27 protein-coding genes and 1 pseudogene are annotated in these 25,833 nt (G+C 75.5%); 14 read left to right on the top strand and 14 right to left on the bottom strand.

Going from position 1 to position 25,833, the window contains the following annotated elements; genetic code table 11:
• Nucleotides 1-68: 68 nt before the first annotated feature.
• Both H505_RS40735 and H505_RS0109010 read left to right on the top strand, forming a co-directional pair.
• Nucleotides 69-728, top strand: coding sequence for a class I SAM-dependent methyltransferase (locus H505_RS40735; protein ID WP_051300462.1), 660 nt, complete (start codon nucleotides 69-71; stop codon nucleotides 726-728).
• Complete coding sequence (locus H505_RS0109010; RefSeq protein ID WP_026401721.1) at nucleotides 725-1,270, top strand: TrmH family RNA methyltransferase; 546 nt, start codon at nucleotides 725-727, stop codon at nucleotides 1,268-1,270. The genes H505_RS40735 and H505_RS0109010 overlap by 4 nt, the downstream gene beginning before the upstream one ends.
• 24 nt (nucleotides 1,271-1,294) lie before the next feature.
• Here H505_RS0109010 and H505_RS0109005 read toward each other — a convergent pair whose 3' ends face one another.
• The gene (locus H505_RS0109005; RefSeq protein ID WP_026401720.1) at nucleotides 1,295-1,789 is read right to left on the bottom strand and encodes an FBP domain-containing protein; all 495 of its coding nucleotides are present in this window, start codon (nucleotides 1,787-1,789) and stop codon (nucleotides 1,295-1,297) included.
• A 66-nt stretch (nucleotides 1,790-1,855) separates the two neighbouring features.
• Between H505_RS0109005 and H505_RS0109000 the strand changes: the two genes are divergently transcribed.
• Both H505_RS0109000 and H505_RS40730 read left to right on the top strand, forming a co-directional pair.
• Nucleotides 1,856-2,431: a TetR/AcrR family transcriptional regulator gene (locus tag H505_RS0109000; protein WP_026401719.1), complete on the top strand. Its 576-nt coding sequence runs from the start codon at nucleotides 1,856-1,858 to the stop codon at nucleotides 2,429-2,431.
• 156 nt (nucleotides 2,432-2,587) lie between these two features.
• On the top strand, nucleotides 2,588-3,610 hold the full coding sequence (locus H505_RS40730) for an MFS transporter (RefSeq protein ID WP_034517260.1): 1,023 nt from the start codon (nucleotides 2,588-2,590) through the stop codon (nucleotides 3,608-3,610).
• A gap of 59 nt (nucleotides 3,611-3,669) precedes the next feature.
• On the opposite strand, the gene H505_RS0108990 is transcribed toward H505_RS40730, so the two are convergent.
• The 3 genes from H505_RS0108990 to H505_RS0108980 all read right to left on the bottom strand — a co-directional run bounded on the left by H505_RS0108990 (nucleotide 3,670) and on the right by H505_RS0108980 (nucleotide 6,065).
• Nucleotides 3,670-4,956: an RNA polymerase sigma factor gene (locus tag H505_RS0108990; protein ID WP_026401718.1), complete on the bottom strand. Its 1,287-nt coding sequence runs from the start codon at nucleotides 4,954-4,956 to the stop codon at nucleotides 3,670-3,672.
• A gap of 15 nt (nucleotides 4,957-4,971) precedes the next feature.
• Nucleotides 4,972-5,391, bottom strand: a complete 420-nt coding sequence (locus H505_RS0108985) for a YciI family protein (RefSeq protein ID WP_026401717.1) — start codon at nucleotides 5,389-5,391, stop codon at nucleotides 4,972-4,974.
• 455 nt (nucleotides 5,392-5,846) lie between these two features.
• The gene (locus tag H505_RS0108980) at nucleotides 5,847-6,065 is read right to left on the bottom strand and encodes an EF-hand domain-containing protein (RefSeq protein ID WP_026401716.1); all 219 of its coding nucleotides are present in this window, start codon (nucleotides 6,063-6,065) and stop codon (nucleotides 5,847-5,849) included.
• A gap of 191 nt (nucleotides 6,066-6,256) precedes the next feature.
• On the opposite strand from H505_RS0108980, the gene H505_RS0108975 reads away from it, so the two are divergent.
• Nucleotides 6,257-6,994 (top strand): glycerophosphodiester phosphodiesterase family protein, encoded by a 738-nt coding sequence (locus H505_RS0108975; RefSeq protein WP_425248246.1) that lies wholly within the window; start codon nucleotides 6,257-6,259, stop codon nucleotides 6,992-6,994.
• 27 nt (nucleotides 6,995-7,021) lie between these two features.
• Here H505_RS0108975 and H505_RS0108970 read toward each other — a convergent pair whose 3' ends face one another.
• Complete coding sequence (locus H505_RS0108970) at nucleotides 7,022-7,315, bottom strand: type II toxin-antitoxin system Phd/YefM family antitoxin (protein ID WP_034517387.1); 294 nt, start codon at nucleotides 7,313-7,315, stop codon at nucleotides 7,022-7,024.
• Nucleotides 7,316-7,453: 138 nt separating this feature from the next.
• On the opposite strand from H505_RS0108970, the gene H505_RS40725 reads away from it, so the two are divergent.
• The 3 genes from H505_RS40725 (at nucleotide 7,454) to H505_RS0108955 (ending at nucleotide 9,198) form a co-directional block, all read left to right on the top strand.
• Nucleotides 7,454-8,077: a ClpP family protease gene (locus tag H505_RS40725; RefSeq protein ID WP_034517257.1), complete on the top strand. Its 624-nt coding sequence runs from the start codon at nucleotides 7,454-7,456 to the stop codon at nucleotides 8,075-8,077.
• Nucleotides 8,077-8,679 (top strand): ATP-dependent Clp protease proteolytic subunit, encoded by a 603-nt coding sequence (locus H505_RS0108960; RefSeq protein ID WP_034517255.1) that lies wholly within the window; start codon nucleotides 8,077-8,079, stop codon nucleotides 8,677-8,679. Before H505_RS40725 ends, H505_RS0108960 begins: the two co-directional genes overlap by 1 nt.
• Nucleotides 8,680-8,853: 174 nt before the next feature.
• The gene (locus tag H505_RS0108955; RefSeq protein WP_026401712.1) at nucleotides 8,854-9,198 is read left to right on the top strand and encodes an RNA polymerase-binding protein RbpA; all 345 of its coding nucleotides are present in this window, start codon (nucleotides 8,854-8,856) and stop codon (nucleotides 9,196-9,198) included.
• Between the two features lie 140 nt (nucleotides 9,199-9,338).
• Here H505_RS0108955 and H505_RS0108950 read toward each other — a convergent pair whose 3' ends face one another.
• Both H505_RS0108950 and H505_RS40720 read right to left on the bottom strand, forming a co-directional pair.
• Nucleotides 9,339-9,995: a response regulator gene (locus H505_RS0108950; protein ID WP_026401711.1), complete on the bottom strand. Its 657-nt coding sequence runs from the start codon at nucleotides 9,993-9,995 to the stop codon at nucleotides 9,339-9,341.
• Between the two features lie 10 nt (nucleotides 9,996-10,005).
• On the bottom strand, nucleotides 10,006-11,097 hold the full coding sequence (locus tag H505_RS40720) for a sensor histidine kinase (RefSeq protein ID WP_211238428.1): 1,092 nt from the start codon (nucleotides 11,095-11,097) through the stop codon (nucleotides 10,006-10,008).
• 134 nt (nucleotides 11,098-11,231) lie between these two features.
• Between H505_RS40720 and H505_RS40715 the strand changes: the two are divergent.
• From H505_RS40715 to H505_RS0108930, 3 genes and pseudogenes are all read left to right on the top strand, one after another.
• Nucleotides 11,232-12,237, top strand: a pseudogene (locus H505_RS40715) (ABC transporter ATP-binding protein).
• The gene (locus tag H505_RS0108935; protein ID WP_026401710.1) at nucleotides 12,234-13,670 is read left to right on the top strand and encodes an ABC transporter permease subunit; all 1,437 of its coding nucleotides are present in this window, start codon (nucleotides 12,234-12,236) and stop codon (nucleotides 13,668-13,670) included. Before H505_RS40715 ends, H505_RS0108935 begins: the two are co-directional and overlap by 4 nt.
• On the top strand, nucleotides 13,667-14,476 hold the full coding sequence (locus H505_RS0108930; RefSeq protein ID WP_245592470.1) for an ABC transporter permease: 810 nt from the start codon (nucleotides 13,667-13,669) through the stop codon (nucleotides 14,474-14,476). The genes H505_RS0108935 and H505_RS0108930 overlap by 4 nt, the downstream gene beginning before the upstream one ends.
• 66 nt (nucleotides 14,477-14,542) lie before the next feature.
• Here the strand turns inward: H505_RS0108930 and H505_RS47440 are convergent, their stop codons facing one another.
• From H505_RS47440 to kamD, 6 genes are all read right to left on the bottom strand, one after another.
• Nucleotides 14,543-15,163 (bottom strand): FxsA family protein, encoded by a 621-nt coding sequence (locus H505_RS47440; RefSeq protein WP_051300460.1) that lies wholly within the window; start codon nucleotides 15,161-15,163, stop codon nucleotides 14,543-14,545.
• 97 nt (nucleotides 15,164-15,260) lie between these two features.
• Nucleotides 15,261-16,016, bottom strand: coding sequence for a polyprenol monophosphomannose synthase (locus H505_RS0108920; protein WP_034517253.1), 756 nt, complete (start codon nucleotides 16,014-16,016; stop codon nucleotides 15,261-15,263).
• A complete protein-coding gene (gene lnt, locus H505_RS40705; RefSeq protein ID WP_084550024.1) occupies nucleotides 16,013-17,821 on the bottom strand; it encodes an apolipoprotein N-acyltransferase in 1,809 nt (602 codons plus the stop codon). Before lnt ends, H505_RS0108920 begins: the two co-directional genes overlap by 4 nt.
• Before the next feature lie 693 nt (nucleotides 17,822-18,514).
• Complete coding sequence (kal, locus tag H505_RS0108910) at nucleotides 18,515-18,949, bottom strand: 3-aminobutyryl-CoA ammonia lyase (RefSeq protein WP_051300459.1); 435 nt, start codon at nucleotides 18,947-18,949, stop codon at nucleotides 18,515-18,517.
• On the bottom strand, nucleotides 18,946-19,779 hold the full coding sequence (gene kamE / locus H505_RS0108905) for a lysine 5,6-aminomutase subunit beta (RefSeq protein WP_084550023.1): 834 nt from the start codon (nucleotides 19,777-19,779) through the stop codon (nucleotides 18,946-18,948). The genes kal and kamE overlap by 4 nt, the downstream gene beginning before the upstream one ends.
• Nucleotides 19,776-21,416 (bottom strand): lysine 5,6-aminomutase subunit alpha, encoded by a 1,641-nt coding sequence (gene kamD, locus H505_RS0108900; RefSeq protein WP_026401705.1) that lies wholly within the window; start codon nucleotides 21,414-21,416, stop codon nucleotides 19,776-19,778. The genes kamE and kamD overlap by 4 nt, the downstream gene beginning before the upstream one ends.
• 375 nt (nucleotides 21,417-21,791) lie before the next feature.
• Here kamD and H505_RS0108895 point away from each other — a divergent pair, with 375 nt between their 5' ends.
• Both H505_RS0108895 and H505_RS50945 read left to right on the top strand, forming a co-directional pair.
• Entirely contained in the window at nucleotides 21,792-22,559 is a 768-nt protein-coding gene (locus tag H505_RS0108895) for a bestrophin-like domain (RefSeq protein ID WP_026401704.1), read from the top strand.
• A 3-nt stretch (nucleotides 22,560-22,562) separates the two neighbouring features.
• Nucleotides 22,563-23,162 carry a hypothetical protein gene (locus H505_RS50945; RefSeq protein WP_051300458.1) on the top strand — a complete coding sequence of 200 codons (600 nt, stop codon included), beginning with the start codon at nucleotides 22,563-22,565 and terminating at the stop codon, nucleotides 23,160-23,162.
• A 72-nt stretch (nucleotides 23,163-23,234) separates the two neighbouring features.
• On the opposite strand, the gene H505_RS0108885 is transcribed toward H505_RS50945, so the two are convergent.
• Nucleotides 23,235-24,032, bottom strand: coding sequence for an SAM-dependent methyltransferase (locus H505_RS0108885; protein ID WP_026401703.1), 798 nt, complete (start codon nucleotides 24,030-24,032; stop codon nucleotides 23,235-23,237).
• Nucleotides 24,033-24,130: 98 nt separating this feature from the next.
• On the opposite strand from H505_RS0108885, the gene H505_RS40695 reads away from it, so the two are divergent.
• The gene (locus H505_RS40695; protein WP_051300457.1) at nucleotides 24,131-25,804 is read left to right on the top strand and encodes a PP2C family protein-serine/threonine phosphatase; all 1,674 of its coding nucleotides are present in this window, start codon (nucleotides 24,131-24,133) and stop codon (nucleotides 25,802-25,804) included.
• Nucleotides 25,805-25,833: the final 29 nt, after the last annotated feature.

Here is a 25,833-nt window from a genome sequence, read left to right as displayed (position 1 = left end):
GCCCGCCGCGGCGGGCGGTGCGGCGGGCGGTGCACGGAGCGCCCCGCGCACTGGTACGGTCGGCCGACGTGGGGGAGCACTATTTCGCCGAGCGGCCCGGCGCCGCGAGTCGGCGCCGCGCCGTCGACCTGGTCCTGCCGGACCTGCACCTGCGGCTGGAGACCGACGGCGGGATGTTCTCGCCCGACCGCGTCGACCCCGGCACCCGGGTCCTGCTGGAGACCGTCCCGCCGCCCCCGCCCGACGGCGACCTGCTCGACCTCGGCTGCGGCTACGGCCCGATCGCGCTGACGATGGCGGCCCGCGCGCCCGCCGCCCGCGTGTGGGGCGTGGACGTCAACCGGCGCGCCCTCGCGCTCGCCGAGGCCAACGCCGCGTCCGCCGCGCTGCCCAACGCCCGGTTCGCGCCCGCCGACGAACTGGACCCCGCACTGCGGTTCGCCGCGATCTGGTCCAACCCGCCGATCCGCATCGGCAAGGCCGCCCTGCACGAGCTGCTGCTGGCGTGGCTGCCGCGCCTGCGGCCCGGCGCGCACGCCCACCTGGTGGTGCAGAAGCACCTGGGGTCGGACTCGCTGCACCGCTGGCTGGACGGCCGGGGCCTGCCCACCGAGCGCGTCGCGTCCCGCTCCTCCTACCGCGTCCTGCGCGTCACCGCCCCGCGAACCGACCCCCGCACCACCGAACCCGACACCGATACGCCGCCCGTGGAAGGCCCGACCCGATGACCACCCCGCAGGGACGCCGCCAGCTGCGCCCCACCGACGTCAAGCGCCTCAACCGCGACTGGCGGCGCCGCACCGACGCCCGCCTGGGCCTGCTCGCCGAATCGGTCACCCAGCCGTTCAACATGGGCTCGATCATCCGCAGCGCCGCCGCGTTCGGCGTCGAGCGCCTCTGGCTGGCCGGCAACGCCACCCCGCCCACCCACCGCAACGTCGCCAAGACCGCGCTGGGCACCGAGCGGTTCCTGGAATGGGAGCACGCCGGCACCGCCGCCGAGGCCGCCGCGGCCGTCCGCGCGCAAGGACTGCGGCTGGTCGCGGTCGAACTGACCGGCGACGCCGTCCCGCTGCACGAAGCGCCCCTGGACGGCGACGTGTGCCTGGCCGTCGGCAGCGAGGACCACGGCTGCTCCCCCGCCCTGCTGGCCGCCTGCGACGCCGTCACCTACATCCCCCAGGTGGGCCGCGTCGGATCGTTCAACGTCGCGGTGGCCGCAGCCCTCGCCCTCGCCGAGGCCCGCCGCCGGGAGTGGACCGTCGGCTGACCGCCTCCGGCCCGCACCTGCCGCCTACCGGGTGATCTTGTCGAGGAACGCGTCCAGATGGCCGCGGGCACGGGCGATCCGCTCCCGCTGCGGCAGCGCGTCCATCCCCCCGGCGGCGATCGTCTTCCTGAGCCCCCGCACATACAGCGAACAGGCCAGGTCCGCGCACACGTACTGCCCGACCGAGTCGCCCTGCCGGCCCGCCTCACCCGTCCGGCGGGCCGTCATCAACGCCACCCCGCCGCCGCTGCGCGTCGCCATGCACAGCGAGCACATGCTGCGCGCGGTGAACCCGCGCGACCCGCTCTCCACCGCGCGCAGCGCGACACCCACCGGCACACCGCCGCGCTCGGCGACCAGCCACGCCCGCTCGGGCGCACGCGGATCCCGCCAGCCCAGGAAGTCCAGATCGTCCCAGGGCAGCTCCGCGAAGTCCTTCGGCAGGTTGAGGCGCTTCGCCTCCCCCTTGGAACAGTTCACGAAAGACCTGCGGACATCATGCTCGGTCAGGGGTTTCATGGACGCGACGCTACCCCGCCTACATGTACTATGCAAAACCTTAATCCCCTTAGGAAGAGGTAACGGATGCCGCGCGCCGGAGTGACCCCCGAACGCCTGACCCGCGCCGCCGCCGACCTCGCCGACGAAACCGGACTCGACGGCGTCACCGCCACCGCCCTCGCCCGCCGCTTCGGCGTCACCACCGCCAGCCTCTACTCCCACATCAAAGGCATCGACGACCTCCGCGCCCGCCTCACCGCCCTCGCCCTCAACGAACTCGCCGACCGCGCCGCCGCCGCCCTCGCCGGACGCGCAGGCAAAGACGCCCTCCTCGCCTTCGCCGACGCCTACCGCGACTACGCCCGCGACCACCCCGGCCGCTTCGAAGCCGCCAACGCCCGCTTCGCCCCCGCAACCGCCACACCCGACGTCATCACCGCGGGCCGCCGCCACACCGAACTCACCCGCGCCATCCTCCGCGGCTACGGCATCCCCGAACACGACCAGACCGCCGCCGTCCGCCTCCTCGGCGGCGCCTTCCACGGCTACATCATCCTCGAGGCCACCGGAGGCTTCGACCACACCGGCAACACCGACACCACCTGGCACAAAGTCCTCGACGCCCTCGACGCCGCCCTCACCCACTGGCCGACCGACTGACCCGCCCCCGAACCCGCCCCCCGCTACAATCACCCCGTGCAGTTCCTCCTGTGTGCGTAGGACGCCCCGCGCCGCACCCGCTCCCACCCGGTGCGGCCCCTCAGCGTCCCCTCACACCGCCCGCCCCCGCGGGCCCGCACCCGAGGAACACCCCCCGTGTCCTACAGCGCCGTCCTGCGCGCCCCCCACGTCCGCCGCACCTTCACCCTCACCCTCATCGGCCGCCTCTCCTACGCCACCGCCCCCTTCTCCCTCACCCTCGCCCTCGTCGCCGCCACCGGCTCCTACACCACCACCGGCACCGTCATAGCCCTCTACGGCCTCACCGTCAGCGCCCTCAGCCCCCTGCGCGCCCGCCTCATCGACCACCACGGCCCCCGCCGCACCCTCCCCCCGCTCACCGCCGCACACGCCCTCACCCTCACCGCCCTCGCCGCCGCCACCTGGCACCCCGGGACCCCCGTCCCCGCACTCGCCGCCCTCACCGTCACCGCCGGAGCCACCGCACCCCCGCTCGGCGTCGTCATGCGCGCCCACTGGAGCGACCTCCTCCCCGACCGCACGCTCCTGCACCGCGCCCTCAGCCTCGACGGCGTCGCCGAAGAACTCCTCTTCGTCACCGGCCCCCTCCTCGCCGGCCTCATCGCCGCCACCACCACCCCCTCCCTCGGCATCGCCGCCGGCGCCCCACTCCTCATCATCGGCACCCTCGGCCTCGCCACCTCACCCGCACTCCCCCGCACCCGCCCCACCGCCGCCTGGACCGAAGCCGCCCTCGCCGCCGGCAGCGCCCTCGGCGGCCTCACCTACGGCGCCCTCACCTGGCGCAGCACACCCCGCACCCGCCTCACCGCCTGCACCGCCGCCCTCGGCACCGCCCTCGCCGCCGCGGCCCTCGCCCCCACCACCGCCGCCCTCACCGCCCTCGTCGCCGCCGCCGGCCTCTTCATCGCCCCCGCCACCACCACCGCCTACCTCATCGCCGACACCGACGCCCCGCCCGACGCCCGCGTCCGCGCCGCCGCCTGGGTCAACACCGCCCTCAACCTCGGCGCCACCACCGGCATCGCCGCCACCGGCGCCCTCCTCGACCTCCTCCCCCTCCACCTGTGCTTCCTCGTCACCGCCCTCCCCGCCGCCCTCACCACCGCCCTGCTCCTACGAACCCGCCACCGCTGACCCGCCACCAAACAAAGGTCCGCCCGCCCACGACCACCACCCAGCGGGCGGACCACCTCTCACCCCAACTCCTCCAACTTCCCCAACAGCACCCCCCGCTCACGCTCGTTCCCGCACAACCCCACCGCCGCCTCCAACTCCGCACGCGCCTCCTCCACACGCCCCAACCGCCGCAACAACTCCCCCCGCACACTCGGCAACAGATGCGACCCCGACAACGCCCCCGCCCCCACCAAACCGTCCACCACCGGCAACGCCGCCCCCGGCCCCCGCGCCATCGACACCGCCACCGCCCGGTTCAGCTCCACCACCGGCGACGGCGCCAACCGCCCCAACGCCTCGTATAACACCACGATCCGCTCCCAATCGGTCTCCTCCACCGACCCCGCCACCGCATGACACTCCGCGATCGCCGCCTGCAACCCGTAAGCCCCCAACCCGCGCCCCGCACGCTCCGCCCGCACCAACGCCGCCCGACCACGCCCGATCGCCGCACGATCCCACCGCCGCCGATCCTGCCGCTCCAACAGCACCGGCTCACCGTCCGGACCCACCCGCGCCGGAAAACGCGCCGCCGTCAACTCCAGCAACGCCAGCAACCCGTGCACCTCCGGCTCCTCCGGCACCAACCGCGACATCACCCGCGCCAACCGCTGCGCCTCACCCGCCAGATCGAACCGGATCACCTCACCCCCCGAACTCGCCGACGACCCCTCCGTGAAGATCAGATAGATCACACTGAGCACCGAACCCAGCCGCTCCACCCGCTCCCCCGCCGACGGCACCGCGAACCACACCCGCGCCGCCGCCAGCGTCTTCTTCGCCCGCGTGATCCGCGCCTGCACCGTCGCCGTCGGCACCAGGAACCCGCGCGCGATCTCGTCGCTCGTCAACCCCCCGACCACCCGCAGCGTCAACGCCACCCGCGCCTCCCGCGACAGCACCGGATGGCACGACATGAACATCAACGCCAGCACATCGTCATCGATCCGATCCGGATCCCACAGCACGTCCTCGTCCTCCCGCCCCCCGCCCGCCGGCGCGCCCCCCGACGCGACACCCCCCTCACCCAGCCCGCGCGCCAGGGCGGCGTACCTCTCATCACGCGCCGCACGCCGGCGGAACGCGTCGATCGCGCGCCGCCGGCCCACCGTCAGCAACCACCCCGCCGGATTCCGCGGCACGCCCTCCCGCGGCCAGTTCACCAGCGCCTCCGCCAGCGCCTCCTGCGCCAGATCCTCCGCCAGCGCGAAATCGCCGGTGTACCGCGCGAGCGCACCGACGATCCGCGCCGACTCGATCCGCCACACGGCGGTGACGGCCTCACGACCGTTCGAGTCACCCATTGCCCGAGATTTCGCTCAGAGCTGCCCGGTGGCCTCGCGCCAGGCGCGCTCCTTCTGGACCCACTCGTTGTCCTGCGGGAACTCGTCGATCGTGGTGACCCGGCGGATCTCGGTCTTGAACCCCGGCCCCGTGATCGGCGACCGCTTGGCCCACTCCACGGCCTCCTCCTTGGAGGCGACGTTGAGGATGTAGAACCCGCCGAACAGCTCCTTGGTCTCCCCGTACGGGCCGTCGGTGACCACCGGCGTCTCCCCGGAGTAGTCGACCACCACGCCCTCGGCCGCGTCGTCGAGCCCCTCCGCGGCCAGCAGCACACCCGCCTTGATCAGCTCCTCGTTGTACCGCCCCACCGTCTCCAGCATCTGCGTGAAGTCGACGTCGCCCATCTGCGCGAAAGCCTCGTCGGTCGCGCGCCAGATCAGCATGTACTTCATCGTTCCGTCTCCCTCGCCTCGTTCGGGCCCTCTCTTCCGGGACCCTCTCACCCCTAGGTCGAACGGCGGCGGCACGGATCAACACCGCCAACGAACTTCTTCAAAAAAACTTCTGGAGCCCACCACGCCCAAACGTCCCCCGGGTCAGCATGCCGACTCGCCCGCCGGCTGTAGGGACGCATCGAGAACACGCGGGGCCCTGAACGCTGCGTACAGCACTGAGGGGCACGGCCGAATCGCCGTGCCCCTCTAGCCGATCGCGAAGCTCACGATCGGCGGTTGCGTCGTCACCCGGCGCCGTCCTGCGGTCGGCCCGGCCAAGTGCGATAGGCGCTCCGAACCTGCCGAGCCGAGGCCGCGCTCTCCCCCGCCGCCGCATGCCACGGCTCGGACGTGCCGGCATCGCCGTCGTGGCCGGCCGTGCGACCGTGGCGGCACGGGCTCCGGGCGCCGTATCAGGCGCGGGTGCGTTCCATGAGAGCGGCGAACTCCTCCAGGGAGATCTTGCCGTCACGGTTGACGTCGCTCTCGACGACCAGCTCCACCGCGCGCGTCTGGTCGGCGTTGAGGCCCAGGGCGCGCATGAGGTTCTGCAGCTCCGGGATGGTGAGGTAGCCGTCACCGTCGACGTCGACGAGGTCGAACGTGGGCTTGTAGTCGTCGATGCTGCTCATTGCGGTGATCTCCTTCGTCGGTGCTGGGCCGACGGTAGCACCGGCCCAGCACCTTTACGCAGTAAGGTACGGGTGGTGCGGAGGAGTCCGCCATAATCGGAGGAGTGCGCCGCTCGTACGAATTCCTCGATCATCCCGGACCCATCCCGTTCGCCCACCGCGGCGGGGCCGGCGGACGTCCCGAGAATTCCATGGCCGCCTTCCAGCGGGCGGTCGACCTGGGCTACCGCTACCTGGAGACCGACGCCCACGCCACCGCCGACGGCGTCGTGGTCGCGTTCCACGACCGCACCCTCGACCGGGTGACCGACCGGACCGGCACCGTCGCCCGGCTCCCCTACTCCGAGGTCGCGCGGGCCCGGATCGGCGGCACCGAGCCGATCCCCCGGCTGGAGGACGTCCTGGGGGCCTGGCCGGACGCGCGCGTCAACATCGACCTCAAGGACGCCCCGGTCATCGGGCCGCTCGCCGAGGTGCTGCACCGCACGAACGCCTGGCACCGGGTGTGCCTGACGTCGTTCTCCACCCGCCGGCTCGCGCAGATGCGGGCGCGGCTGCCGCTGTACACCGACCGGGACGTGTGCACGGCGCTGGGCCCGCGCGGGGTGATGGCGCTGCGCGCCAAGTCCTACGGGGGGCCGACGGCCAAGCTGGTGCGGCTCGCGGCGACGGGCGTGGCGTGCGCGCAGGTGCCCTACGGGCTGGGGCCGCTGCCGTTCGTGACCGAAAGGTTCGTCGCCACGGCGCACCGGCTCGGCCTGCAGGTCCACGCGTGGACGGTGAACGACGAGGACGCCATGGAGCGGCTGCTGGACCTCGGCGTCGACGGCATCATGACCGACAAGCTGGTCACCCTGCGGCGCGTCCTGGCCGCCCGCGGGCTGTGGGAGCGCCCCTCCCCCGCGCCGGAGACGCGCGCCGGCGCCTGACGGGCCGGCGCCGGGACGGCCGCCGGTTCAGCGGCCGAACCCGGGCGGCCGGTACTCGGCGGCGATGCGCAGCGGCGCCCCCTGGGGACGGTCGGCGGGCTGCGCGGACTGGGCGGACTGGGCGGGTCGGCCCGTCTGGGACAGATCGACCCGCTGCGACCGCACCATCTCCAGAAGCTCCAGATCTTCCGGAGAGACCAGTGCGGCCATCACCTTGCCCCGCCGCGTCAGCTTCACGGGCTCGCCGGTGTAGGCGACCCGGTTGACGAGGTCCGCGAACTGGGCGCGTGCTTCGGTTACCGGAACATCCACGGGATTCATCGTATAGCGAAACATGGCCTCTCCCCCTGGCCGCGGCACCGCGCCACCACTAGCCTCAGACGTACATAGTGTACGAAATGTACAGAACGAGCGGGAGGGTTCATGAACGAGGAGCCGAGGCCCGGAGAGCGACCGGACATGCGACCGCAGGCCCGGCCGGACACCCACGCGCCCCGCGTGCGGGCCAAGGTCGCCGAGGCGCCGCGGCTCGCGGAGGCGCACCTGTTCGAGCGGCTGCTCGCGCAGCGCATCGTGTTCCTCGGAACCGAGATCGACGACCAGGTGGCCAACCGGGTGAACGCGCAACTCCTGCTGCTCGCCTCCCAGGACGCCCACCGCGACATCACCGTCTACATCAACTCCCCCGGCGGCGTCGTGGACGCCGGGATGGCGATCTACGACATGATGCAGTTCGTCCCGAACGACATCTCCACCGTCGCGATGGGCATGGCCGCCTCCATGGGACAGACACTGCTGTGCGCGGGAACGGCCGGCAAGCGCTACGCGCTGCGGCACGCGCGCGTCATGATGCACCAGCCGCACGGCGGCATCGGCGGCACCGCGTCCGACATCAGGATCCAGGCCGAGCAGTCGCTCTACCTGAAGCGGACCCTGGCCGAGCGGACCGCGTTCCACACCGGGCAGCCGCTCGAGCGGATCGAGGCCGACGCCGACCGGGACCGGTGGTTCACCGCCGACCAGGCCCGCGAGTACGGCTTCATCGACCACGTCATCGACAGCACCGACCGGGTGGGCACCTGATGCGGGCCGAGAAGCGCTCCCTCGTCCCCTCCTACGAGGAGCAGACGCCCTACGGACGCAAGGAGACCGACCCCTACAACAAGCTCTTCGAGGACCGCATCGTCTTCCTCGGGACGCCGGTCGACGACGTCAGCGCCAACGACGTCACCGCCCAGATGCTGGCGCTCGAGGGCATGGACCCCGACCGCCGCATCGCCCTCTACATCAACTCGCCCGGCGGGTCGCTGACGGCGATGATGGCGATCCACGACACGATGAGCTACATCCGTCCCGAGATCGAGACCACCTGCGTGGGGCAGGCGGGTTCGGCGGCGGCGGTGCTGCTGGCGGCCGGGACGCCCGGCAAGCGGGCGGCGCTGGCGAGCGCCCGGATCCTGCTGCACGAGCCCGAGGTCGGGACGTCCCGCGGCCAGTCCAGCGACCTGCAGATCCAGGCGGAGGAGGTGCTGCGGCTGCGGGCCCAGACCGAGGCGATCATCGCCGAGGCCACCGGGAAGGACCCTGAGACGGTCCGCCGCGACCTCGACCGCGACCGCTACTTCACCGCGCAGGAGGCCCTGGAGTACGGGCTGATCGACGAGGTCCTGACGTCCCGGCGCTGAACCGCCCGGACGGACGCGCGCCCCCGCGGCCGGGGCCGCGCCGAAGGATTCCCGCAGGGCCGCGGGGCCCCGGCGAAAACCCGCAGGGTTGGACCCGCCCGCGGACGGGAATCTTGTCACCGGATTCAGCGTTGGTCAGAGCAAGACCGCAAGCCGTCTGGGAGGCACGTGACGATGGCCGAGCGCGCACTTCGCGGCACCCGACTCGGAGCGACGAGCTACGAGAACGATCGCAACACCGATCTGGCCCCTCGGCAAGAGGTGGACTACACCTGCACCAAGGGCCACCGGTTCACCGTGACGCTCGCAGCCGAGGCCGAGGTGCCGATGACCTGGGAATGCCGCAACTGCGGCGCCACGGCCCTGCGGGTCGACGGCGAGCTCCCCCAAGCGAAGAAGGGGAAGCCGCCGCGGACGCACTGGGACATGCTCATGGAACGCCGTACCGTCGAGGACCTCGAGGAGGTGCTGGCGGAACGGCTGGAGATCCTGCGGGCCGGGCGCAGGAAGACCGCCTGACCGACACGATCGGGTGACGCTACGGGCCCGCACCGGTGCACGCACGTGCACCGGTGCGGGCCCGTAGCCGTTCTCGCCCGACCGCCGCGGCCGAAGGTCTTCGGCCGGCGGGACGCGGGACGCCGCGCACCCGGGCGCGCTCAGCGGGTCCGGGGCACGATCAGGCCCGTCTCGTAGGCGGTGACGACGGCCTGGACGCGGTCGCGCAGGCCCAGCTTGCGCAGGACGCGGCTCACGTGCGTCTTGACCGTCTCCTCCCCCACCACGAGCCGCGCGGCGATCTCGGCGTTGCTCAGCCCCTCGGCGACCAGCCGCAGCACCTCGGTCTCCCGCGGCGTCAGGACGTCCAGCGCGGCCGACGGCGGGCGGGGCCGCAGCCGCGCGAACTCGTCGATGAGGCGCCGGGTGACGGCCGGGGCGAGCAGCGCCTCCCCCGCCGCCACGACGCGGACGGCGTCGAACAGCCGCTCGGCCGTCACGTCCTTGAGCAGGAACCCGCCCGCGCCCGCCACCAGCGCGTCGTAGACGTGCTCGTCGAGGTCGAACGTCGTCAGCATCAGGATGCGGGGCGCGCCCGCGGCGGACGCGATGCGGCGGGTCGCCTCGATCCCGTCCATCACCGGCATCCGCACGTCCATCAGCACCACGTCCGGGCGGTGCTCGGCGCAGGCGCGGACCGCCGCCGCGCCGTCGTCGGCGGTCGCGACGACGGCGAAGTCCGGCTGCGTGCCCAGCAGCGCGCCGAAGCCCGCGCGGACGACCTCCTGGTCCTCGGCCACGATGATGCGGACGGTCACCGCGCCGCCCTCACCGCGCCGCCCTCGCGGGGGCGCCGTGAGCGGGCGTCGCGGCCGCGTCCGCGGCGGGCAGGACCGCCTCGACGACGAACCCGCCGAGCGGGCCCGCGCCGGTGCGCAGCTCCCCGCCGACCGCCGCGACCCGCTCGCGCATCCCCGTCAGCCCGTGCCCGCCGGGGACGGGCGGGCCGTCGACCGCGGGGCCGGGGCCGTTATCGCGCACCGCGAGCCGCAGCCCTTCCCCGGTGTAGGCGAGTTCGACGTCGACGGCGGCGCCGGGGGCGTGCCGCCGCGCGTTGGTGAGGGCCTCCTGCACGATCCGGTAGGCGGTCAGCTCCACGCCGGGGTCCAGCGCGGCGACGGGCCCGGCGACGATCAGACGGGCGGCGGCGCCCGCCCCGTCGCGGGTCTCGTCGATGAGGTCCAGGAGCTGCTGCAGGCCCGGCTGGGGGCGGCGGTCGGGCGCGCCGCCGGGCTCGCCCGCGTCCTCGCGGAGCACCCCCAGCAGCCGCCGCATCTCCGTCAGCGCCGTGCGGGCGGTGTCGCCGATGGCCAGCAGCCGCTCGGCGCCCTCGGCGGGCATCCCGGGGACGGCCAGCCGCGCCGTCTCGGCCTGCACCGAGATCATCGAGACGTGGTGCGCGACGACGTCGTGCAGCTCGCGGGCGATGCGCGCCCGCTCGCCGCGCGCGGTGTGCGCCAGCAGCGTGTGCTCGGCGGCGCGGCGGGACGCGTCCCGCGCGGCGGCCTCGGCGCGGCGGCGCAGGACCCGGCGGCGGGCCAACGCCGCCCAGACGGCGAGCAGCGCGGCCGACCCGGCCAGGGCGGGGCCGCGGTGCAGCAGGGTCGCGGCGAACGCCGCGACGGTGATCGTCACGGCCGCCGCCGGGCCGTGACCGGACGCGCCGGACGCGCCGGGCGTGTCCGGCCGGTCGCCGGTGCCGCGCAGCAGGACGAGCGGGAGGGTCGCCGACACGTCGAGCACGAGCGCGAGCGGCAGGGCCTCTCCGGGCCCGTCGGCGCGCAGCACCGCCTCGGCGACGGCGGCGGCGGCCAGGCCGGCTCCGGCCGCGGGCCATCGCAGCTCCCGGATCCGCGTCACGCACGCCATTGTGGCGCGTGCCCGGGCGCGGCGCGTCCCTCCCGGGAGGGACGCGCGCTCCCCGCCGCCGGGGACGCGGCGACGGCTCCGCGGCGGGACGACACGGCGTCCGGCGCGCCCGTAGCGTCCCGGGCATGGATGCGACGATCGAAGTGCGCGGGCTGCGCAAGCGGTACGGGACGGCCGTCGCCGTCGACGGCCTGTCGTTCACCGTCGAACCCGGGCGGGTCACCGGGTTCGTGGGTCCGAACGGCGCGGGCAAGACCACCACGATGCGGATGATCCTCGGCCTGGACCGGCCCGACGCGGGCGCGGCCCTGGTCGGCGGGCGGCCCTACCGGTCGCTGCGGGCGCCGCTGTGCCGGCTGGGCGGCATGCTGGACGCCGGGGCGGTGCATCCGGCGCGGCGGGCGCGCGACCACCTGCTGTGGCTGGCGCGCGCGAACGGGATCCCGGCGCGGCGGGTCGGGGAGGTGCTGGAGCTGGCGGGCCTGGCGGGGGTCGCGCGGCGCCCGGCCGGGAAGTTCTCGCTGGGCATGCGGCAGCGGCTGGGCATCGCGGCGGCGCTGCTGGGCGATCCCCCCCGCGCTGATGTTCGACGAACCCGTCAACGGGCTGGACCCCGAGGGCGTCGCATGGATCCGGGAGCTGCTGCGGGCGCTGGCGGCCGAGGGCCGCGCGGTGCTGGTGTCGAGCCATCTGATGAGCGAGCTGGAGGGCGGCGCCGACCACCTGGTGGTGATCGGGCGGGGCCGGCTGATCGCCGACACGAGCGTCGCGGCGCTGCTGGCGGCGGCGTCGGACGGGCGGGTCGAGGTGCGCACGTCCGCGCGGCGGGACGCGATGACGGTACTGGCGAACGCGGGCGCGACGGTGACCGCGGACAAGCGGGACGCGGTCACGGCGGCGGGCGTGCCCGCCGCGCGGGTCGTGGAGCTGCTGGCGGGCGCCGGGGTGCCGTTCTCGGGGGTGGCCGAGCACCGGGCGTCGCTGGAGGAGGCGTACATGGAGCTGACCAGGGACGCCGTGGAGTTCCGCACCCGCACCTCGGACGCCCCGGCGCCGGACGACCCTGACGCGGACGGCACCGCCGGGGCGGGCGGCACGGCGGACGCGGCGGGACGGGAGGCCGCGTCGTGACCGCCGCCCCGTATCGGAGCACGGTCCGGGCGGCCGGCGACGGGTTCGGGCGGCTGCTGCTGGCCGAGTGGACGAAGCTGCGGTCCGTCCCCCGCTGGCTGCTCGCGCTCGGCGCCTCGATCGTCCTGACCGTCCTGGTGGCGCTGCTGTCGGCCGCGGGCACGCAGTCGACCGGGGGCGGGGGCGCCGCGCCGGACCTGCCCCCGGCCGTCACGGACCAGGGCCACTACACCTACCGGACGCTCACCGGGGACGGGAGCATCACCGCGCGCGTCGCGTCCCAGCGGGCCGGGCGGGCGTGGGCGAAGGCCGGGCTGATGGTGCGGGCGGGCACCGGCGGCGGCGCGCCCTACGCGGCGGTCATGGTGACGCCCGGGCACGGGGTGCGGCTGCAGACCGGCTACGAGGCGGGCGGCGAGGGCGGCGGGAACGGCGCGGCGCCGCACTGGTTGAAGCTGGAGCGGTCGGGGACGTCGGTGACCGGGTACGCGTCGGAGGACGGGCGCGCGTGGCGGCGCGTCGGCGGGGTGCGCCTGGACGGGCTCCCGGAGACGGTGGCGGCCGGCTTGTTCGTCGCGTCCCCCGACGCGGTGGAGGTGGTGCGGCGGTTCGGCGGCGAGGAAATCTCCGGGCGGCCGACGGACACGACGGCGACGTTCGACGGCGTCGCCCTGGGCGGCGCCTGGCGGGACGGGACGGCCGGCGGCGCGGCGGACGCGTGGCGGGACCGCGCCGGACCCGGCGGGCCCGCCGCGCCCGAGGGGACGGGGTCCACCCGGGCGGGCGGCGTGTTCACGCTGACGGGGTCGGGCGACATCGGCCCGGACCTGTTCTCCGACGACACGACGCGCACGGCGCTGACGGGGGTGCTGGTCGGGCAGGCGGCGGTCGTGGCGGCGGCGGTGCTGTTCGTCACCGCCGAGTACCGGCGCGGCATGATCGCGGTGACGCTGGCGGCGTCCCCGCGGCGGGGCCGGGTGCTGGCGGCCAAGGCCGCGGTGATGGCGGCGGCGGGGTTCGCGGCCGGGCTGGCGGCCGCGGCGGGGGCGCTGGCGGTCACCGGGCTCGGCGGCCGGGACGCGCCGTCCCTCGTGGACGGGGCGGTGCTGCGGGCGGTGCTCGGGACGGCGCTGCTGCTGGCGGTCGTCGCGGTGCTGTCCGTGGCGGTCGCGGTGGTCGTGCGGCGCAGCGCCCCGGCGATCACGCTCGTCCTGCTGGCGCTGCTGGTGCCGCAGATCGCGGCGACCGGGCTTCCGGTGTCGGCGGCGCGGTGGCTGGAGCGGCTCACCCCGGCGGCCGGTTTCGCCGTGCAGCAGACCGTCCCGCGCTACGACACCGCGATCGGGCCGTGGGCGGGGCTGGGCGTGCTGTGCGCGTACACGGCGGTCGCGGTCGCGGCGGCGGCGTGGCTGCTGCGGCGGAGGGACGCGTGAGCGGGCGGAGCGCGGCGGCGGTGCGGGCCCTGCACGCCGAGTGGACGAAGCTGGCGACGCTGCGCGGCACGGCGTGGCTGCTGGTCGCGCTGGCGGCGGCGACGGTCGCGGCGGGGGCGGCGGCGATGTGGCCGGTGGACGCCGCGCGGTGCCCGTCACCGGCGGAGTGCTTCGAGGACACCCCGAAGCTGAGCCTGTCGGGCGTCCGGGCGGGGCAGGTCGCGGCCGTGGTGCTGGGGGTGCTGGCGATCGGCGGGGAGTACGGGACCCGCACGATCGTGCCGACGCTGGCGGCGGTGCCCCGGCGGGGGCTGGTGCTGGCGGCGAAGGCGGCGGTGGTCGCCGTGCTCGTCGCGGCGGCGGGCGCGGCGGGCGTGGCGGGATCGCTGGCGGCGGGCCGGTTCGTCCTGCCGCGCAACGGGTTCACCGCGGAGGCCGGGTACCCGCCGCCGTCGCTGCTGGACGGCGCGACGGCGCGGGCCGCCGCGGGGTCGGTGCTGTACCTGGTGCTGGTGGCGCTGCTGGGGCTGGGCGCGGCGGCGGCCGTGCGGGGCACCGCCGCGGGCCTGACGGGCGCGCTGGGGCTGCTGTGGGCCGCGCCGGTGGTCGTCCCGCTGCTGGGGGACGAGCGGTGGCGGGAGCGGGTGGAGCGGTTCGCGCCGATGCCGGCGGGCCTGTCGGTGCAGGCGACGCGGGCGCTGGAGCGGCTGCCGATCGGGCCGTGGGCGGGGCTGGGGGTGCTGGCGGCGGGGGCGGCGCTGGCGCTGCTGCTGGGCGGGGCGGTGCTGGCCCGCCGCGACGCCTGACCCGTCCCCTGTCCCCTGTCCCCTGTCCCGTCTTCCGAAGGGACGCACCGGCGGTGGGCGGGGCGGTCAGGCGAGGGGCTTGCGGTCCGCGCCGCGACCGGCGCCCGCACCGCCGTCTCCTCCGGCGTCCCGGCCGGTGTCCTCGTCGAGGTCGATGACCTCGCCCCGGACGACGGGGCCGGAGGGCGTCCCGGCGTCGCGGGCGGGCGCGCCGAACGGCCCGAATCCGCCGAGGCCGCCCGGGCCGGCCTGGCCGAACGGCCCGGCGCCGAACCCGCCGCCGGGCGGCGGGAACAGGGTGGCCGAGCGGGCCTGCGCGACCCGCATGCGGCGCGCCGCCCACCGCGACACCAGCCCCCGGACCAGGGGCCGGGTGAACGGCAGGACGAACGCGAACCCGAACACGTCGGTGACGAACCCGGGGGTCAGCAGCAGCGCGCCGCCGACCAGGACGAGCCCGGCGTCGGCCAGCTCGCGGTCGGGGACGACGCCGCGCTCGAACGTCTCCTGCAGGGCCCGCCACGCGCGGCGGCCCTCGCGCCGCATGATCCAGCCGCCCAGCAGGCTCTCGAACACCAGCAGCGCGACCGTCGGCCACGCGCCGATCACCTCGCCGACCTGGATGATCGTGTAGATCTCCACGACCGGCAACACCAGGAACGCCAGGACCAGTGCGAGCGGCAGCATGGCTCCATCTTCGGGGTAGGAAAAGCCTCTAAGGGGTCAACGCCGCGACGCCCCCGAACGTTTCCCCGGCGGGCCCCATCACTCGGAGCGTCCGGGGTCAGCGGGGGCCGCGGAGCTTGTCGACGCGGTCGGTCATCCCCCACTGGGTGATCCGCATCGCGGCCTCGGCCATCACGTCGCGGCTCATCTTGCTGGTGCCGTGGACGCGCTCGACGAACGTGATCGGGACCTCCACGACCCGCAGGCCCTCGCGCAGGGCGCGCAGCGCCAGGTCGATCTGGAAGCAGTAGCCGCGCGAGTCGACGTCCTCCAGCCCGATCTTCTCCAGGGTGGCGGCGCGGAACGCCCGGTACCCGCCGGTGGCGTCGTGCAGGGGGATGCCGAGCATGAGCCGCGCGTAGGTGTTGGCGCCGCGCGACAGCGCCTCGCGCCGCTTGGGCCAGTTCTCGACGCGTCCGCCGGGCACCCAGCGGGCGCCGATCACCAGGTCGGCGTCCTCGAGGGCGGCCAGCAGGCGCGGCAGTTCCTCGGGCTGGTGGGAGCCGTCGGCGTCCATCTCGACCATGACGTCGTAGCCGTGCTCGGCGGCCCACCGGAACCCGGCGATGTAGGCGGGGCCGAGCCCGTCCTTGCCCTGCCGGTGCAGCACGGCGATCTGCGGGTCCTCGGCCGCCATGGCGTCGGCGACCTCGCCGGTGCCGTCGGGGCTGGCGTCGTCGACGACCAGGACGTCCACCGACGGGACGGCTTCGCGGACCCGGCCGGTGATGCGCTCGATGTTGTCCCGCTCGTTGTAGGTCGGGATGATCACGAGCACGCGCCCGAGTTCGGCCGGCATCTCCATCGGCGTCATTTCTCCTCGTCGTTCCTGTCCACCGCGTTCCCGTCCGCCGCGCGCCCGCCGGTCCCGGTGCCGCGCGCGGCGCCGGCGGTCCGTGCGCTCCGCGCGGAGCGCGTCATGGACCGGGCGGCGGCGCAGGCGGCCAGGACGCCGAGCGCCGCCATGGCCCACTCGGGCGCGGCGCCCATCCGGTCGGACGGCGTGGTCGCCGTGCGCGCCGGGACGGTGGCGACCTGCAGGTCCCGCACGAACTCGGCGGACCGGTCGATCATCCGGCCGTCCGGGGCGACGATCGCGCTGATCCCGCTCGTCGCGGCCACCAAGATCGTACGGCCATGTTCGACCGCGCGCAGCCGGGACATCGCGATCTGCTGCGGCGGCAGGCTGGTGTGCCCGTAGGTGGCGTTGTTGGTCTGCACGACCAGCAGCTGCCCGGCGGCGACGTCGCGGACCTCCTGGTCGTAGGCGACCTCGAAGCAGATGACGTCGCCGACGGTGACGGGCCCGAGCCGCATGACGCCCGAGCGGGTGCCGTGGACGAAGTCGCGGGGGATCTGGTCGAGCCGGTCGATGAACCGCGTCAGGACGTCGCGGAACGGGACGTACTCGCCGAACGGGACGGGGTGCCGCTTGACGTAGTGGTCGCCGGGGCCGGTCCGCGGGTCCCACACGATGCCGCGGTTCTCGACTTTCTCCCCGTCGGGGGTGGCGGTGAGCGCGCCGACGAGGACGGGGACGCCGATGGCCTTGACGGCGCCGTCGATGGCGGCGCGGGCGTCGGGTTCGCGGTAGGGGTCGAGGTCGCTGGAGTTCTCCGGCCAGACGACCAGTTCGGGCCGCGCGACCTCCCCGGCGCGGACGCGGCGGGCCAGCTCGTGGGTGGCCTCGACGTGGTTGTCCAGGACGGCGCGGCGCTGGCCCTGGAAGTCCAGGCCGAGGCGGGGGACGTTGCCCTGGACGACGGCGACGGTGACGGGGTCGCCGCCGGTGGGCGTGGGGATCAGGGCGCCGCCGCCGACGATCGCGCCGGCGACCGCGAGGGGCGCCGCGACGGACGCCGCCGGGGCCAGGGCGCGCCGGGCGCCGCCGCCGTTTCCCTCGCCGGCCGCGGCGGCGGCCCGGGCGCGGGCGCGCAGGGCGGCCAGGACGGCGTAGGCGAGGAGCCCTCCGATCAGCGCGGTCAGGAAGGTCACCAGCGGCGCGCCGGCGACGGCGGCGTAGGGGGTGAGGGGGGTGGAGGTCTGGCTGAACGCGAGCCGCGCCCACGGGAATCCGCCGAAGGGGACGCGGCCGCGGGCGGCCTCCTGCGCCACCCACAGGCCGGCGGCCCACACCGGCCAGCCGGGGAGCCGGGCGGCGAGCGCGATCCCGGCGCCCATGGGGGCGAGGTAGGCGGCCTCGACGAGGCTGAGCAGGATCCACGCGTCCGGGCCGATCTTGACGATGCCGGTGAGGACGGGGATGAAGAACGCGGCGCCGCCGAGGAAGCCGAGCCAGGCGCCGGTGCGGGCGGTGCCGCGGACGCCGTCGGGCGCGCGCCGCAGGCCGGGCACGCGGCCGTGCAGGGCGAGGGTGAGGGCGGCGACGCCGACGGGCGCGAGGACGACCAGGTCGTTCGGCGGGAACGCGAGCCACATGAGCAGGCCGCCGGCGACGGCGAGCAGGGTGCGGGGCCATCCGGCGCCTCCGCCGTGCCGGAACCAGGCGGCGAGGCGCAGGTGCCGGCGGGGCGGGGCGGCCGGCGCGGTGCCCGCGGCGGTGTCCCCCGCCGTGCCCGGGGCGGCGGAGATGTGCCGGGCGGTGTTCACGCCCGGCATCGGCCGGCCGTAGAGCAGCCGCGCGAGGCGGCCGGCCGCCGGTCCGGAATGATGTCCTGGGCCAACTCCACGCCCCGTTCGCTCGGTCTCTCGGGGTTCTCCCGACTCTGCCTGCTCGGAACGCTACCGGGCCGAGCGGGCGACGGCGACCGCGAGCGGGCCCGGACGCGCGGCCGGGGGCGCGGGCACGCGGGGCGGGGGCGGGTCGGCGGGGCCGGGGACACGGAAGAGGGCCCGTGACATCCGTCGGGCCGGAGTCGTCCCACAGGCGGTGAGAGCGAGGCTCCGTTTTCTACTGGATGTCCGGGCCCTTCCCGGGTCCAACCCCCTGGCCGATCGGGCGGCTCCGCCCCGGACGCGGCGTCGGATCACCGCACTGGCTCGGGCGGGCGGGCGTGCTGCCCGGTTCCGCCGCGGCACGGTGCCCGGCAGCGCCGCGGGCGGCCGATCGGTGAGTCCCGTGCTGGACTGGAGCCGAATTTACCGGCTCTCACGGCCTTGTCAACCGCCGCATGTTCTGCGGCTACTCCCCGTTCACCCAGGTCAGGGCCATGATCGGCGGGCGGGGTGACATCTGCGCCGGTCAGGGCGCGGCCGTGCGGTCCGGCCGGTTCCGGTTTTCCGGGCGGAGCGGCCTTTCCCGGGCGCGTCGCGGCGGGCGGTTCCGGGCGCGCCCGGCGCCCCCGGGGCGGGTCAGTCCCCCGGTCCGGGGACGACGACGGTGCCGGTGGCGGTGGCGGCGACGATCGGCTCGGGGAGGACCTCGGCGGACGACTCCCCCTTGTCGGGCCGCCCCCGGCACACCACGCGGGCCTCGAACTCCAGGGTGCGGCTGCGGGTGCCGAGGCGGGCGACGACGGCGACGGTCTCCACGACGTCCCCGGCGCGGACGGGGGCGCGGAACTGCACGTCGGAGTAGGAGGCGAAGAGCCCCTCGTCGCCGTCGGTGCGGATGCACGCCTCGGTGGCGGCGTCGCCGAACAGGGCGAGCAGGTAGGCGCCGTCGACGAGGTCGCCGGCGTAGTGGGCGTGGGAGTAGGGGATGTAGCGCCGGTGCACGACGGTCAGGCCCTGCCGGGGGTCGGCGGGCGGCCCGGCGGCGGCTTCGCCGGTGGTGTTCCCGGTCATGACGGGTCCTCTCCGTGGGCGTCCTCGGGCAGGAGGGCGTGGACGACGAAGCTGGCGACCTCGGCGGGGGTGGTGCCGCGGCCGAAGACGCGGTCGACGCCGAGGTCGGCGGCGGTGACGGTGTCGAAGCGGGGCCCGCCGACGACGAGCAGCGGGCGTCCCATGCCGGGGCCGACCGCGGTGGGGTACTCGGCGTGGAACGCGGCGGCCATCTGCTTGGTGTTGTGCAGGTGGGCGTTGCGCTGGGTGACGACCTGGGAGACCAGGACGGCGTCGGCGTCGACGGCCTTGGCGCGTTCGACGAGTTCGGCGACGGTGACCTGGGCGCCCATGTTCACGACCTGGATCTCGCGGTAGTACTCCAGGCCCTTCTCCCCGGCGAAGCCCTTGACGTTGAGGATGGCGTCGATGCCGACGGTGTGGGCGTCGGTGCCGATGCAGGCGCCGACGACCACGAGCCTGCGGTTGAGGGCGCGGCGGATCGCGAGGTTGACCTCCTGGGCGGTCAGCAGCGGGTACTCGCGTTCGGGCGGCGCGGGGATGGCGGCGTAGTCGATGAGGTGGCGGGTCTTGCCGTAGACGATGAAGAAGGTGAAGTCGGGGCCCATCGGCTTGGCGTGGACGACGCTGGCGGGCTCCAGGCCCATCTTCCCGGCGAGCTGGAGGGCGGCGGCGTCGGCGCGGGGCCCGGCGGGGACGGGCAGGGTGAACGACATCTGCACCATGCCGTCGCCGGTGGTGTCGCCGTAGGGGCGGATGACCTGGCGGGTGTCGGCGGGCTCGGCGGGCGCCCGCGTCCCGGTCCCGGTCCCGGGGCTCTCGACGGTCATGCGGGCACCTCCTGCCCGGCCGCGGCGCGCGCGGCGTCGGTTCGCTGCGGGTTCTCGGTGTCGAGGATCTCGATGGCGGGGTTGACGTACCCGTCGGCGCGCTCGACGACGCCGTCCAGGCCCTTGCCGCCGTCGGGCGGGCGGCGGGTGACGCCGAAGGTGCCTTCGGCGATCGCGGTGAGCAGCCCGTCGTCGCCGATGCGCTCGAGCAGTTCGAGGGACTCGGCGAGCACCTGCCGGGCGCGGCGGGCGACCAGCCCGTCGGGGCGGGGGACGAAGTCCTCGGCGAGGCCGCCGCAGGCGTCGCGGACGTAGCGGACGTTCTCCAGGGCCAGGTCGCGGTCCGACAGCCACGGGGTGTGGATGCCCTCGGTCATCATCCCGATCAGGATGATCGACTGCCCGGTCATGACGCCGGCGAGGTTGAAGAAGGCGTCCAGCAGGTATCCGGCGAAGATGTTGCCGGTCATGTGCTTGGTGGGCGGCATGTACTTCAGCGGCGCGTCGGGGAACAGCTCCCGGACGAGCTGGGCGTGGGCGAGCTCGAGCCGGAACGACTCGGGGATCCTCGGGTCGATCTCGAAGGCGTGGCCGAGGCCGAGCTGGGCGTCGGTGAGGCCGGCCTCGTGCCCGAACCGCTCGTTGAGCAGCTGGCTGACGACGACGGTGTGGGCGGCGTCGACGGCGTCGGCGGTGGTGAGGTAGTTGTCCTCGCCGGTGTTGATGACGATGCCGGCGCGGGCGTGGATCTGCCGCGAGAACCGCTGGTCGATGAACGTGCGGCGCGGGTTGATGTCGCGGAAGATGATCCCGTACATGCAGTCGTTGAGCATCATGTCCAGGCGCTCGAGCCCGGCGAGGGTGGCGATCTCGGGCATGCACAGCCCGGACGCGTAGTTGGTGAGCCGCACGTAGCGGCCGAGCTCGCGCGACACGTCGTCCAGCGCGGCGCGCATCAGCCGGAAGTTCTCCTGGGTGGCGTAGGTGCCGGCGTAGCCCTCGCGGGTGGCGCCCTCGGGGACGAAGTCCAGCAGCGACTGGCCGGTGGAGCGGATGACGGCGACGACGTCGGCTCCTTCGCGGGCGGCGGCCTGCGCCTGCGGGATGTCCTCGTGGATGTCGCCGGTCGCGACGATCAGGTACACCAGCGGGCGGGCGGGGGCGCCGGGGTCGGCGGGGCGGTCGGGCGGCGGCAGTTCGGCGAGCAGCCGGTCGCGTTCGGCGCGGCGCCGGTCGATGCGGGCGATGCCGTCGCGGGCGGCGGCGGTGGCGGCGGCGCGGGCGCGGTCGGCGTCGGCGCCGGCCGGCAGCCGGAAGGAGACGCCGCCGCGGGCGGCGGCGCCCGCGAGGTCGGCGAGGGTGCCGTGCGGGCCGCGCAGCAGGGCGTCCCAGACGGGGAGCGCGACGCCGTGCTCGAGGCCGACCTGGTCGCGGACGGCGTCGGCGAGGTGGTTGGCCCAGGGGCGGCCGCCGTCGTCGGCGCCGGCGAGGCCGGCGAGGCGCAGCACGGCGCGCTCGACCGAAACGGTCGTGTGGGCGCGGGCCATCGCGATGATCGGCTCGGCGGCGCGGGCGGCCAGCCGGCGGGCGGTGCGGACCGCCTCGGGATCGAGGTCGAGCTTTCCGTGCGGCGCCATCGCCGTCTCCCCTCACGCCGCCCCTCCCGGGTCGGCCGAACAATCATCCTTCACTTCGCGCGGTCTACGGAAGATCTTCCGGTATCGGAACCGAAATCCGCAAGATGTCCGAGAGATTCCGGTTCGTGGCCCCGGCCTCGCCGCGCCGCTCCCCTACACCTTCCCGCCGCGCGGCGGAACCCCACGCCGCCCGCGACCGCCTTCCCCGGCCGACACCGCTCCCTTGCCCGGCCGGACGGACACCTGACTTCCGCGTGACCATTCCGACGACTTTTCGGAACCCCCTCCACAGACACTCAACGTGACCTTAAAATCACGCCCAGTGTCGGCGGTTCCGCGTCCGGGGCCGCCTCCGACCCGAACCCGTGGAGGGGCATGATCGTCTATTTCGCGGCGGCCGCCTGCGCCGTCGGTACGGTCGCCGTCGCGAGCGCGCTGGTCCGGCGCACGCGCCGCGCCGCCGACGACGCGTCCCCCGACGGCGCGACCGTCTCGCACGCCGGGGCCATGCTGTCGGCGCTGTTCCTGCTCGCGTTCGCCATCGCCGTCATCGTGCCCTGGACGACCGCCGACGCGGCCCGCGCCGGCACCTACGCCGAGACGCAGGCCATCGCCGAGACCTACTGGGCCGCGTCCCGCCTGCCCGACGACCAGCGCACCGCCGTCCGCAGCGGCCTGCGCGCCTACGTCGACACCGTCCGCGGCACCGAGTGGGAGCTCATGGCCGACGGGCGGCTCGCCCCCGCCGGGTGGACGCTGCTGGACCGCGTCCGCCGCGACGTCATCGCGCTCGAGGCCGACGACGACGAGCTCCGCGAGGCCCGCGCCGCCGTCCTCGACAACATCGGCCAGATCGCCGCCGCGCGCAACCAGCGCGCCATGGACGCCCGCACCACGCCGCCCGCCGGCCTCACCGCCGTCACCATCATCACCGGCGTCGTGGTCGTGCTGCTGCCGTTCCTGGCCGGGGCCTCGCCGCGCGGCGCGCCCCTGGTCCCGCTGGCCCTCATGGCCGCGCTGCTGGCCGCCGGAACCTACCTGACCATCGACATGGCCCGCCCGTTCGACGGGGCCCTGGCCGTCGGGCCCGAAGCCTTCGTCGAACTGCAGGCCGAACTCCAACGCATCGACGGAGGTGGATGACCCTTGCGTCGCGTCCTGATCCTGCCCGCCCTCATCCTGCAGGGCGGCGCCGCCGGCGCCCTCACGCTGGCCGCCGCCCCGCCCGCCCACGCCGACCCCCCGCCGCCCGGCGGCGTCAGCGTCTGCATCGACGGAGAGGTCGAGGTCCACGTCGGGAACGGCCCGGGACACTGCCCGAAGCCGCCGACGCCCGAGCCGCCGACGTCCCCGCCCCCGGCGCCCGAACCCGAGCCGCCGGCCGAACCGGAACCGACACCCGAACCGCCCGAACCCGCACCGCAACCGCCCGCCGAACCGACCCCCGCGCCGCCCGCGGCGCCGTCCCCGGCCCCGCCGCCGGCCGCCGAGCCCGCGCCCCGGCCGCCCGCGCCGCGGCCCGCCGCGGCCACGCCGCAGGCCCGCCCCGCGGCGCCGCGGGCGCTGCCCCGGCCGGCGCCCTCGCCCTCGCCGTCCCCGTCGCCGCGCGAGGAGGTCGTCCACCACACCGTCCAGCGCGCCTCCGACGAGCGGCCCCAACGCCGCGACCCGCTCAGCACCTCCCTGGTCCTGGTGGTCATCGCGGTCGTGGTCAGCGCCGGGACGGCCATCGCCTTCGCCCGCTGACCCGCGCACCCGCCCACCCGCCGGGCCCGGCACCGGGGCGGGACGGGCGCACGCCCGTCCCGCCCCGGTCCGTCACGGCTTGCGGCCCACCCCGCCGAACACCAGGAACCGCTCCGGGGAGTCGACGCCGCCGTCGTCGGGACGCCACAGCGGCACGTACACCAGGCCCGGATCCAGCAGGTCCCACCCGTCGAAGAACCGAAGGATGCCCTCGTGCGACCGCGCCACGGCCGGGGACGTCGCACGGTCGTACAGCCTGCCGATCGCCGCGGCCTTGCCCGGCTGCGCGTCATGCGTGAGATGCGACAGCACCAGATGGCTGCCCGGCGCCGCCGCGTCCCGCAGCGCCGCCGCGATGCCGTCCGGCCGCTCCTCCTCCTTGACCAGATGCAGCGCCGCCACCAGCAGGAACGCCACCGGACGCGACAGATCCACCAGCTCCGCCAGCAGCGGGTCGCCCAGCATCCGCTCCGGCCGCCGCATATCGGCCCGGACCACCGCCGCCCGGTCGTTGCCCTTCAAGATCGCGCGGCTGTGCGCCACCGCGACGTCGTCGTTGTCGACGTACACCACCCGGGCGTCCGGATTCACCGCCTGCGCGACCTCGTGCACGTTGCCCTGCGTCGGGATGCCCGACCCGATGTCGACGAACTGGTCCACCCCGGCCTCGGCGACCGCGCGGACCGCGCGGCGCAGGAACGCCCGGTTGGCGCGCGCGAGCTCGCGCGCCCGCGGCTCCACCCGCAGCAACCCCGTCGCAAGGTCACGATCCGACGCGAAATTGTGGTCTCCGCCGAGCAGGAAGTCGTACACCCGTGCAACGCTTGGTCTCCGACCGTCGACTTCGGGTGGGATCCACTCGGGGTCCATGCACGTCTCCCTTGTCCATGGAGGGGCAGCGGCCGCGGGCGCCCACAGCGTAACGCGGCACCGCCCGCACAACCCCGTACACGGGACTGTGAGCACCGATGGCCACGCACCCCCCGGCACGACCGGAACCGGCCGCCCCGCTCGACCCGGCGGCCCTCGAACCGGCGACCGTCCTGCTCGACACCGGCGGCACCGTCACCGGATGGAGCGACGGCGCCGCCCGCCTGTTCGGCCGGGCCGCCGCCGACGCCCTGGGCACCGACCTGCCCGGACTCCTCGGCGGCCCGGCCGCCGCCGCGCCGCTCGCCGAGGCCGTCGCGCGCGCCGCGTCCGGCCGCCCCTGGACGGGGACGCTCCCGCCGGTCCCCGGCGCCCCCGACGGGATCCGGGCCACCTGCCAGGCCCTCACGGCCGAATCCGGCCGGACGCTCGTCGCGCTCACCGTCGCGGCCCCGTGGGCCGGCGGCCTCGAATTGCTCAACGAGGCCGGACGCCGCATCGGCGCGACCCTCGACCTCGCCCTCACCGCCCGCGAGACCGTCGCCGTCACCGTCCCCCGCTTCGCCGACGCCGGCGCCATCTACGTCCTGGAACGCCGCCTCGCCGACGACGACGCGCCCGTCCCCGACGGCCGCGACGACGGCTCGGTCGTCGTCCGCCGCCTCGCCGTCGCCTTCGCCGACGACGACCCCGGCGACTGGGCCGCCGCGTTCCCCGCCGGGGAGGTCCTCGTGTGCCCCGCCGACACCCCCTACGCCCGCTGCATCGCCACCGGCCGCACCGTCGAGTTCGGCGGCGAGGACGCCCTCGACACCATCGCCGCCCGCACCGGCCGCCGCGTCGAAGCCGTCCTCGACCACGTGTCGCTGCTGGCCGTCCCGCTCGCCGCCCGCGGCCGCGCCCTCGGCTTCGCGGTGTTCAGCCGCAAACGCGGCCGCGCGCCCTTCGGCCCCGCCGACACCGCCCTCGCCGCCGAACTCGCCGCCCGCGCCGCCACCGGCATCGACAACGCCCGCCTGTACCGGCGCGAGCACCGCACCTCGACCGCCCTGCAGGCCGGGCTGCTGCCCACCCGCGTCACCGTCCCGCCCGGGCTGCGGCTCGCGCACCGCTACCGGCCCGCCCGCGCCGCGGTCGGCGGCGACTGGTACGACGTGGTCCCCCTGCCGGACGAACGCGTCGCGATCGTCATCGGCGACTCGGTCGGGCACGGCGTCACCGCCGCCGCGGCCATGGGCCAGCTGCGGGTCGCCGCGCACACCCTCGTCAGCTGCGAACTGCCGCCCGCCGAGGTCCTCGCCCGCCTCGACGCCATCGCCCAGGACCTGGACGCCGCCCAGTTCGCCACCTGCCTGTGCGTCGTGTGCGACCCGGCGACGCTGCGCTGCGAGCTGGCGTGCGCCGGGCACCCGCCGCCGCTGCTCGCCCTGCCCGACGGCACCGCCCGGCACTTCGCCGTCGCCGACGGCCTGCCCCTGGGCGTCGCCGACCCCGCCCATCCCGCCGAGTACGAGCAGGTCACGGCCGTCCTGCCGCCCGACGGCGTCCTGGCCTTCTACACCGACGGGCTCGTGGAGAGCCGCACCCGCAACATCGAGGAGGGCATCGCGCGGCTCGCGTCCGCGCTGGTCGCCTCGCACGCCGGCGCCGGCGGCTCCCTGGAGGACACCGCCGACGGCGTCCTGGCCCTGCTGGCCGACCAGCAGGGCCAGGACGACATCGCGCTGCTCCTCGTCGGCCCCGAACCCGGCCGGCTCGGCCCGGCGTCCTGACCCGGACCGCGGACCGCGCCCCCGGCCGC

Origin of the sequence: Actinomadura rifamycini DSM 43936 (assembly GCF_000425065.1) — a bacterium.
Taxonomy (GTDB): domain Bacteria; phylum Actinomycetota; class Actinomycetes; order Streptosporangiales; family Streptosporangiaceae; genus Spirillospora; species Spirillospora rifamycini.
The sequence above is the reverse complement of the archived record's forward strand: the minus strand, read 5'-3'. Positions and strand labels throughout refer to the sequence as shown.

Coding starts and splice junctions, on each gene's coding strand:
- H505_RS0109010 (WP_026401721.1), top strand. CDS start 725: ATGACCACCCCGCAGGGACGCCGCCAGCTGCGCCCCACCGACGTCAAG.
- H505_RS0109005 (WP_026401720.1), bottom strand. CDS start 1,789: ATGAAACCCCTGACCGAGCATGATGTCCGCAGGTCTTTCGTGAACTGT.
- H505_RS0109000 (WP_026401719.1), top strand. CDS start 1,856: ATGCCGCGCGCCGGAGTGACCCCCGAACGCCTGACCCGCGCCGCCGCC.
- H505_RS0108990 (WP_026401718.1), bottom strand. CDS start 4,956: ATGGGTGACTCGAACGGTCGTGAGGCCGTCACCGCCGTGTGGCGGATC.
- H505_RS0108985 (WP_026401717.1), bottom strand. CDS start 5,391: ATGAAGTACATGCTGATCTGGCGCGCGACCGACGAGGCTTTCGCGCAG.
- H505_RS0108980 (WP_026401716.1), bottom strand. CDS start 6,065: ATGAGCAGCATCGACGACTACAAGCCCACGTTCGACCTCGTCGACGTC.
- H505_RS0108975 (WP_425248246.1), top strand. CDS start 6,257: ATGGCCGCCTTCCAGCGGGCGGTCGACCTGGGCTACCGCTACCTGGAG.
- H505_RS0108970 (WP_034517387.1), bottom strand. CDS start 7,315: ATGAATCCCGTGGATGTTCCGGTAACCGAAGCACGCGCCCAGTTCGCG.
- H505_RS40725 (WP_034517257.1), top strand. CDS start 7,454: ATGCGACCGCAGGCCCGGCCGGACACCCACGCGCCCCGCGTGCGGGCC.
- H505_RS0108960 (WP_034517255.1), top strand. CDS start 8,077: ATGCGGGCCGAGAAGCGCTCCCTCGTCCCCTCCTACGAGGAGCAGACG.
- H505_RS0108955 (WP_026401712.1), top strand. CDS start 8,854: ATGGCCGAGCGCGCACTTCGCGGCACCCGACTCGGAGCGACGAGCTAC.
- H505_RS47440 (WP_051300460.1), bottom strand. CDS start 15,163: ATGCTGCCGCTCGCACTGGTCCTGGCGTTCCTGGTGTTGCCGGTCGTG.
- H505_RS0108920 (WP_034517253.1), bottom strand. CDS start 16,016: ATGACGCCGATGGAGATGCCGGCCGAACTCGGGCGCGTGCTCGTGATC.
- lnt (WP_084550024.1), bottom strand. CDS start 17,821: ATGCCGGGCGTGAACACCGCCCGGCACATCTCCGCCGCCCCGGGCACG.
- kal (WP_051300459.1), bottom strand. CDS start 18,949: ATGACCGGGAACACCACCGGCGAAGCCGCCGCCGGGCCGCCCGCCGAC.
- kamE (WP_084550023.1), bottom strand. CDS start 19,779: ATGACCGTCGAGAGCCCCGGGACCGGGACCGGGACGCGGGCGCCCGCC.
- kamD (WP_026401705.1), bottom strand. CDS start 21,416: ATGGCGCCGCACGGAAAGCTCGACCTCGATCCCGAGGCGGTCCGCACC.
- H505_RS0108895 (WP_026401704.1), top strand. CDS start 21,792: ATGATCGTCTATTTCGCGGCGGCCGCCTGCGCCGTCGGTACGGTCGCC.
- H505_RS0108885 (WP_026401703.1), bottom strand. CDS start 24,032: ATGGACCCCGAGTGGATCCCACCCGAAGTCGACGGTCGGAGACCAAGC.
- H505_RS40695 (WP_051300457.1), top strand. CDS start 24,131: ATGGCCACGCACCCCCCGGCACGACCGGAACCGGCCGCCCCGCTCGAC.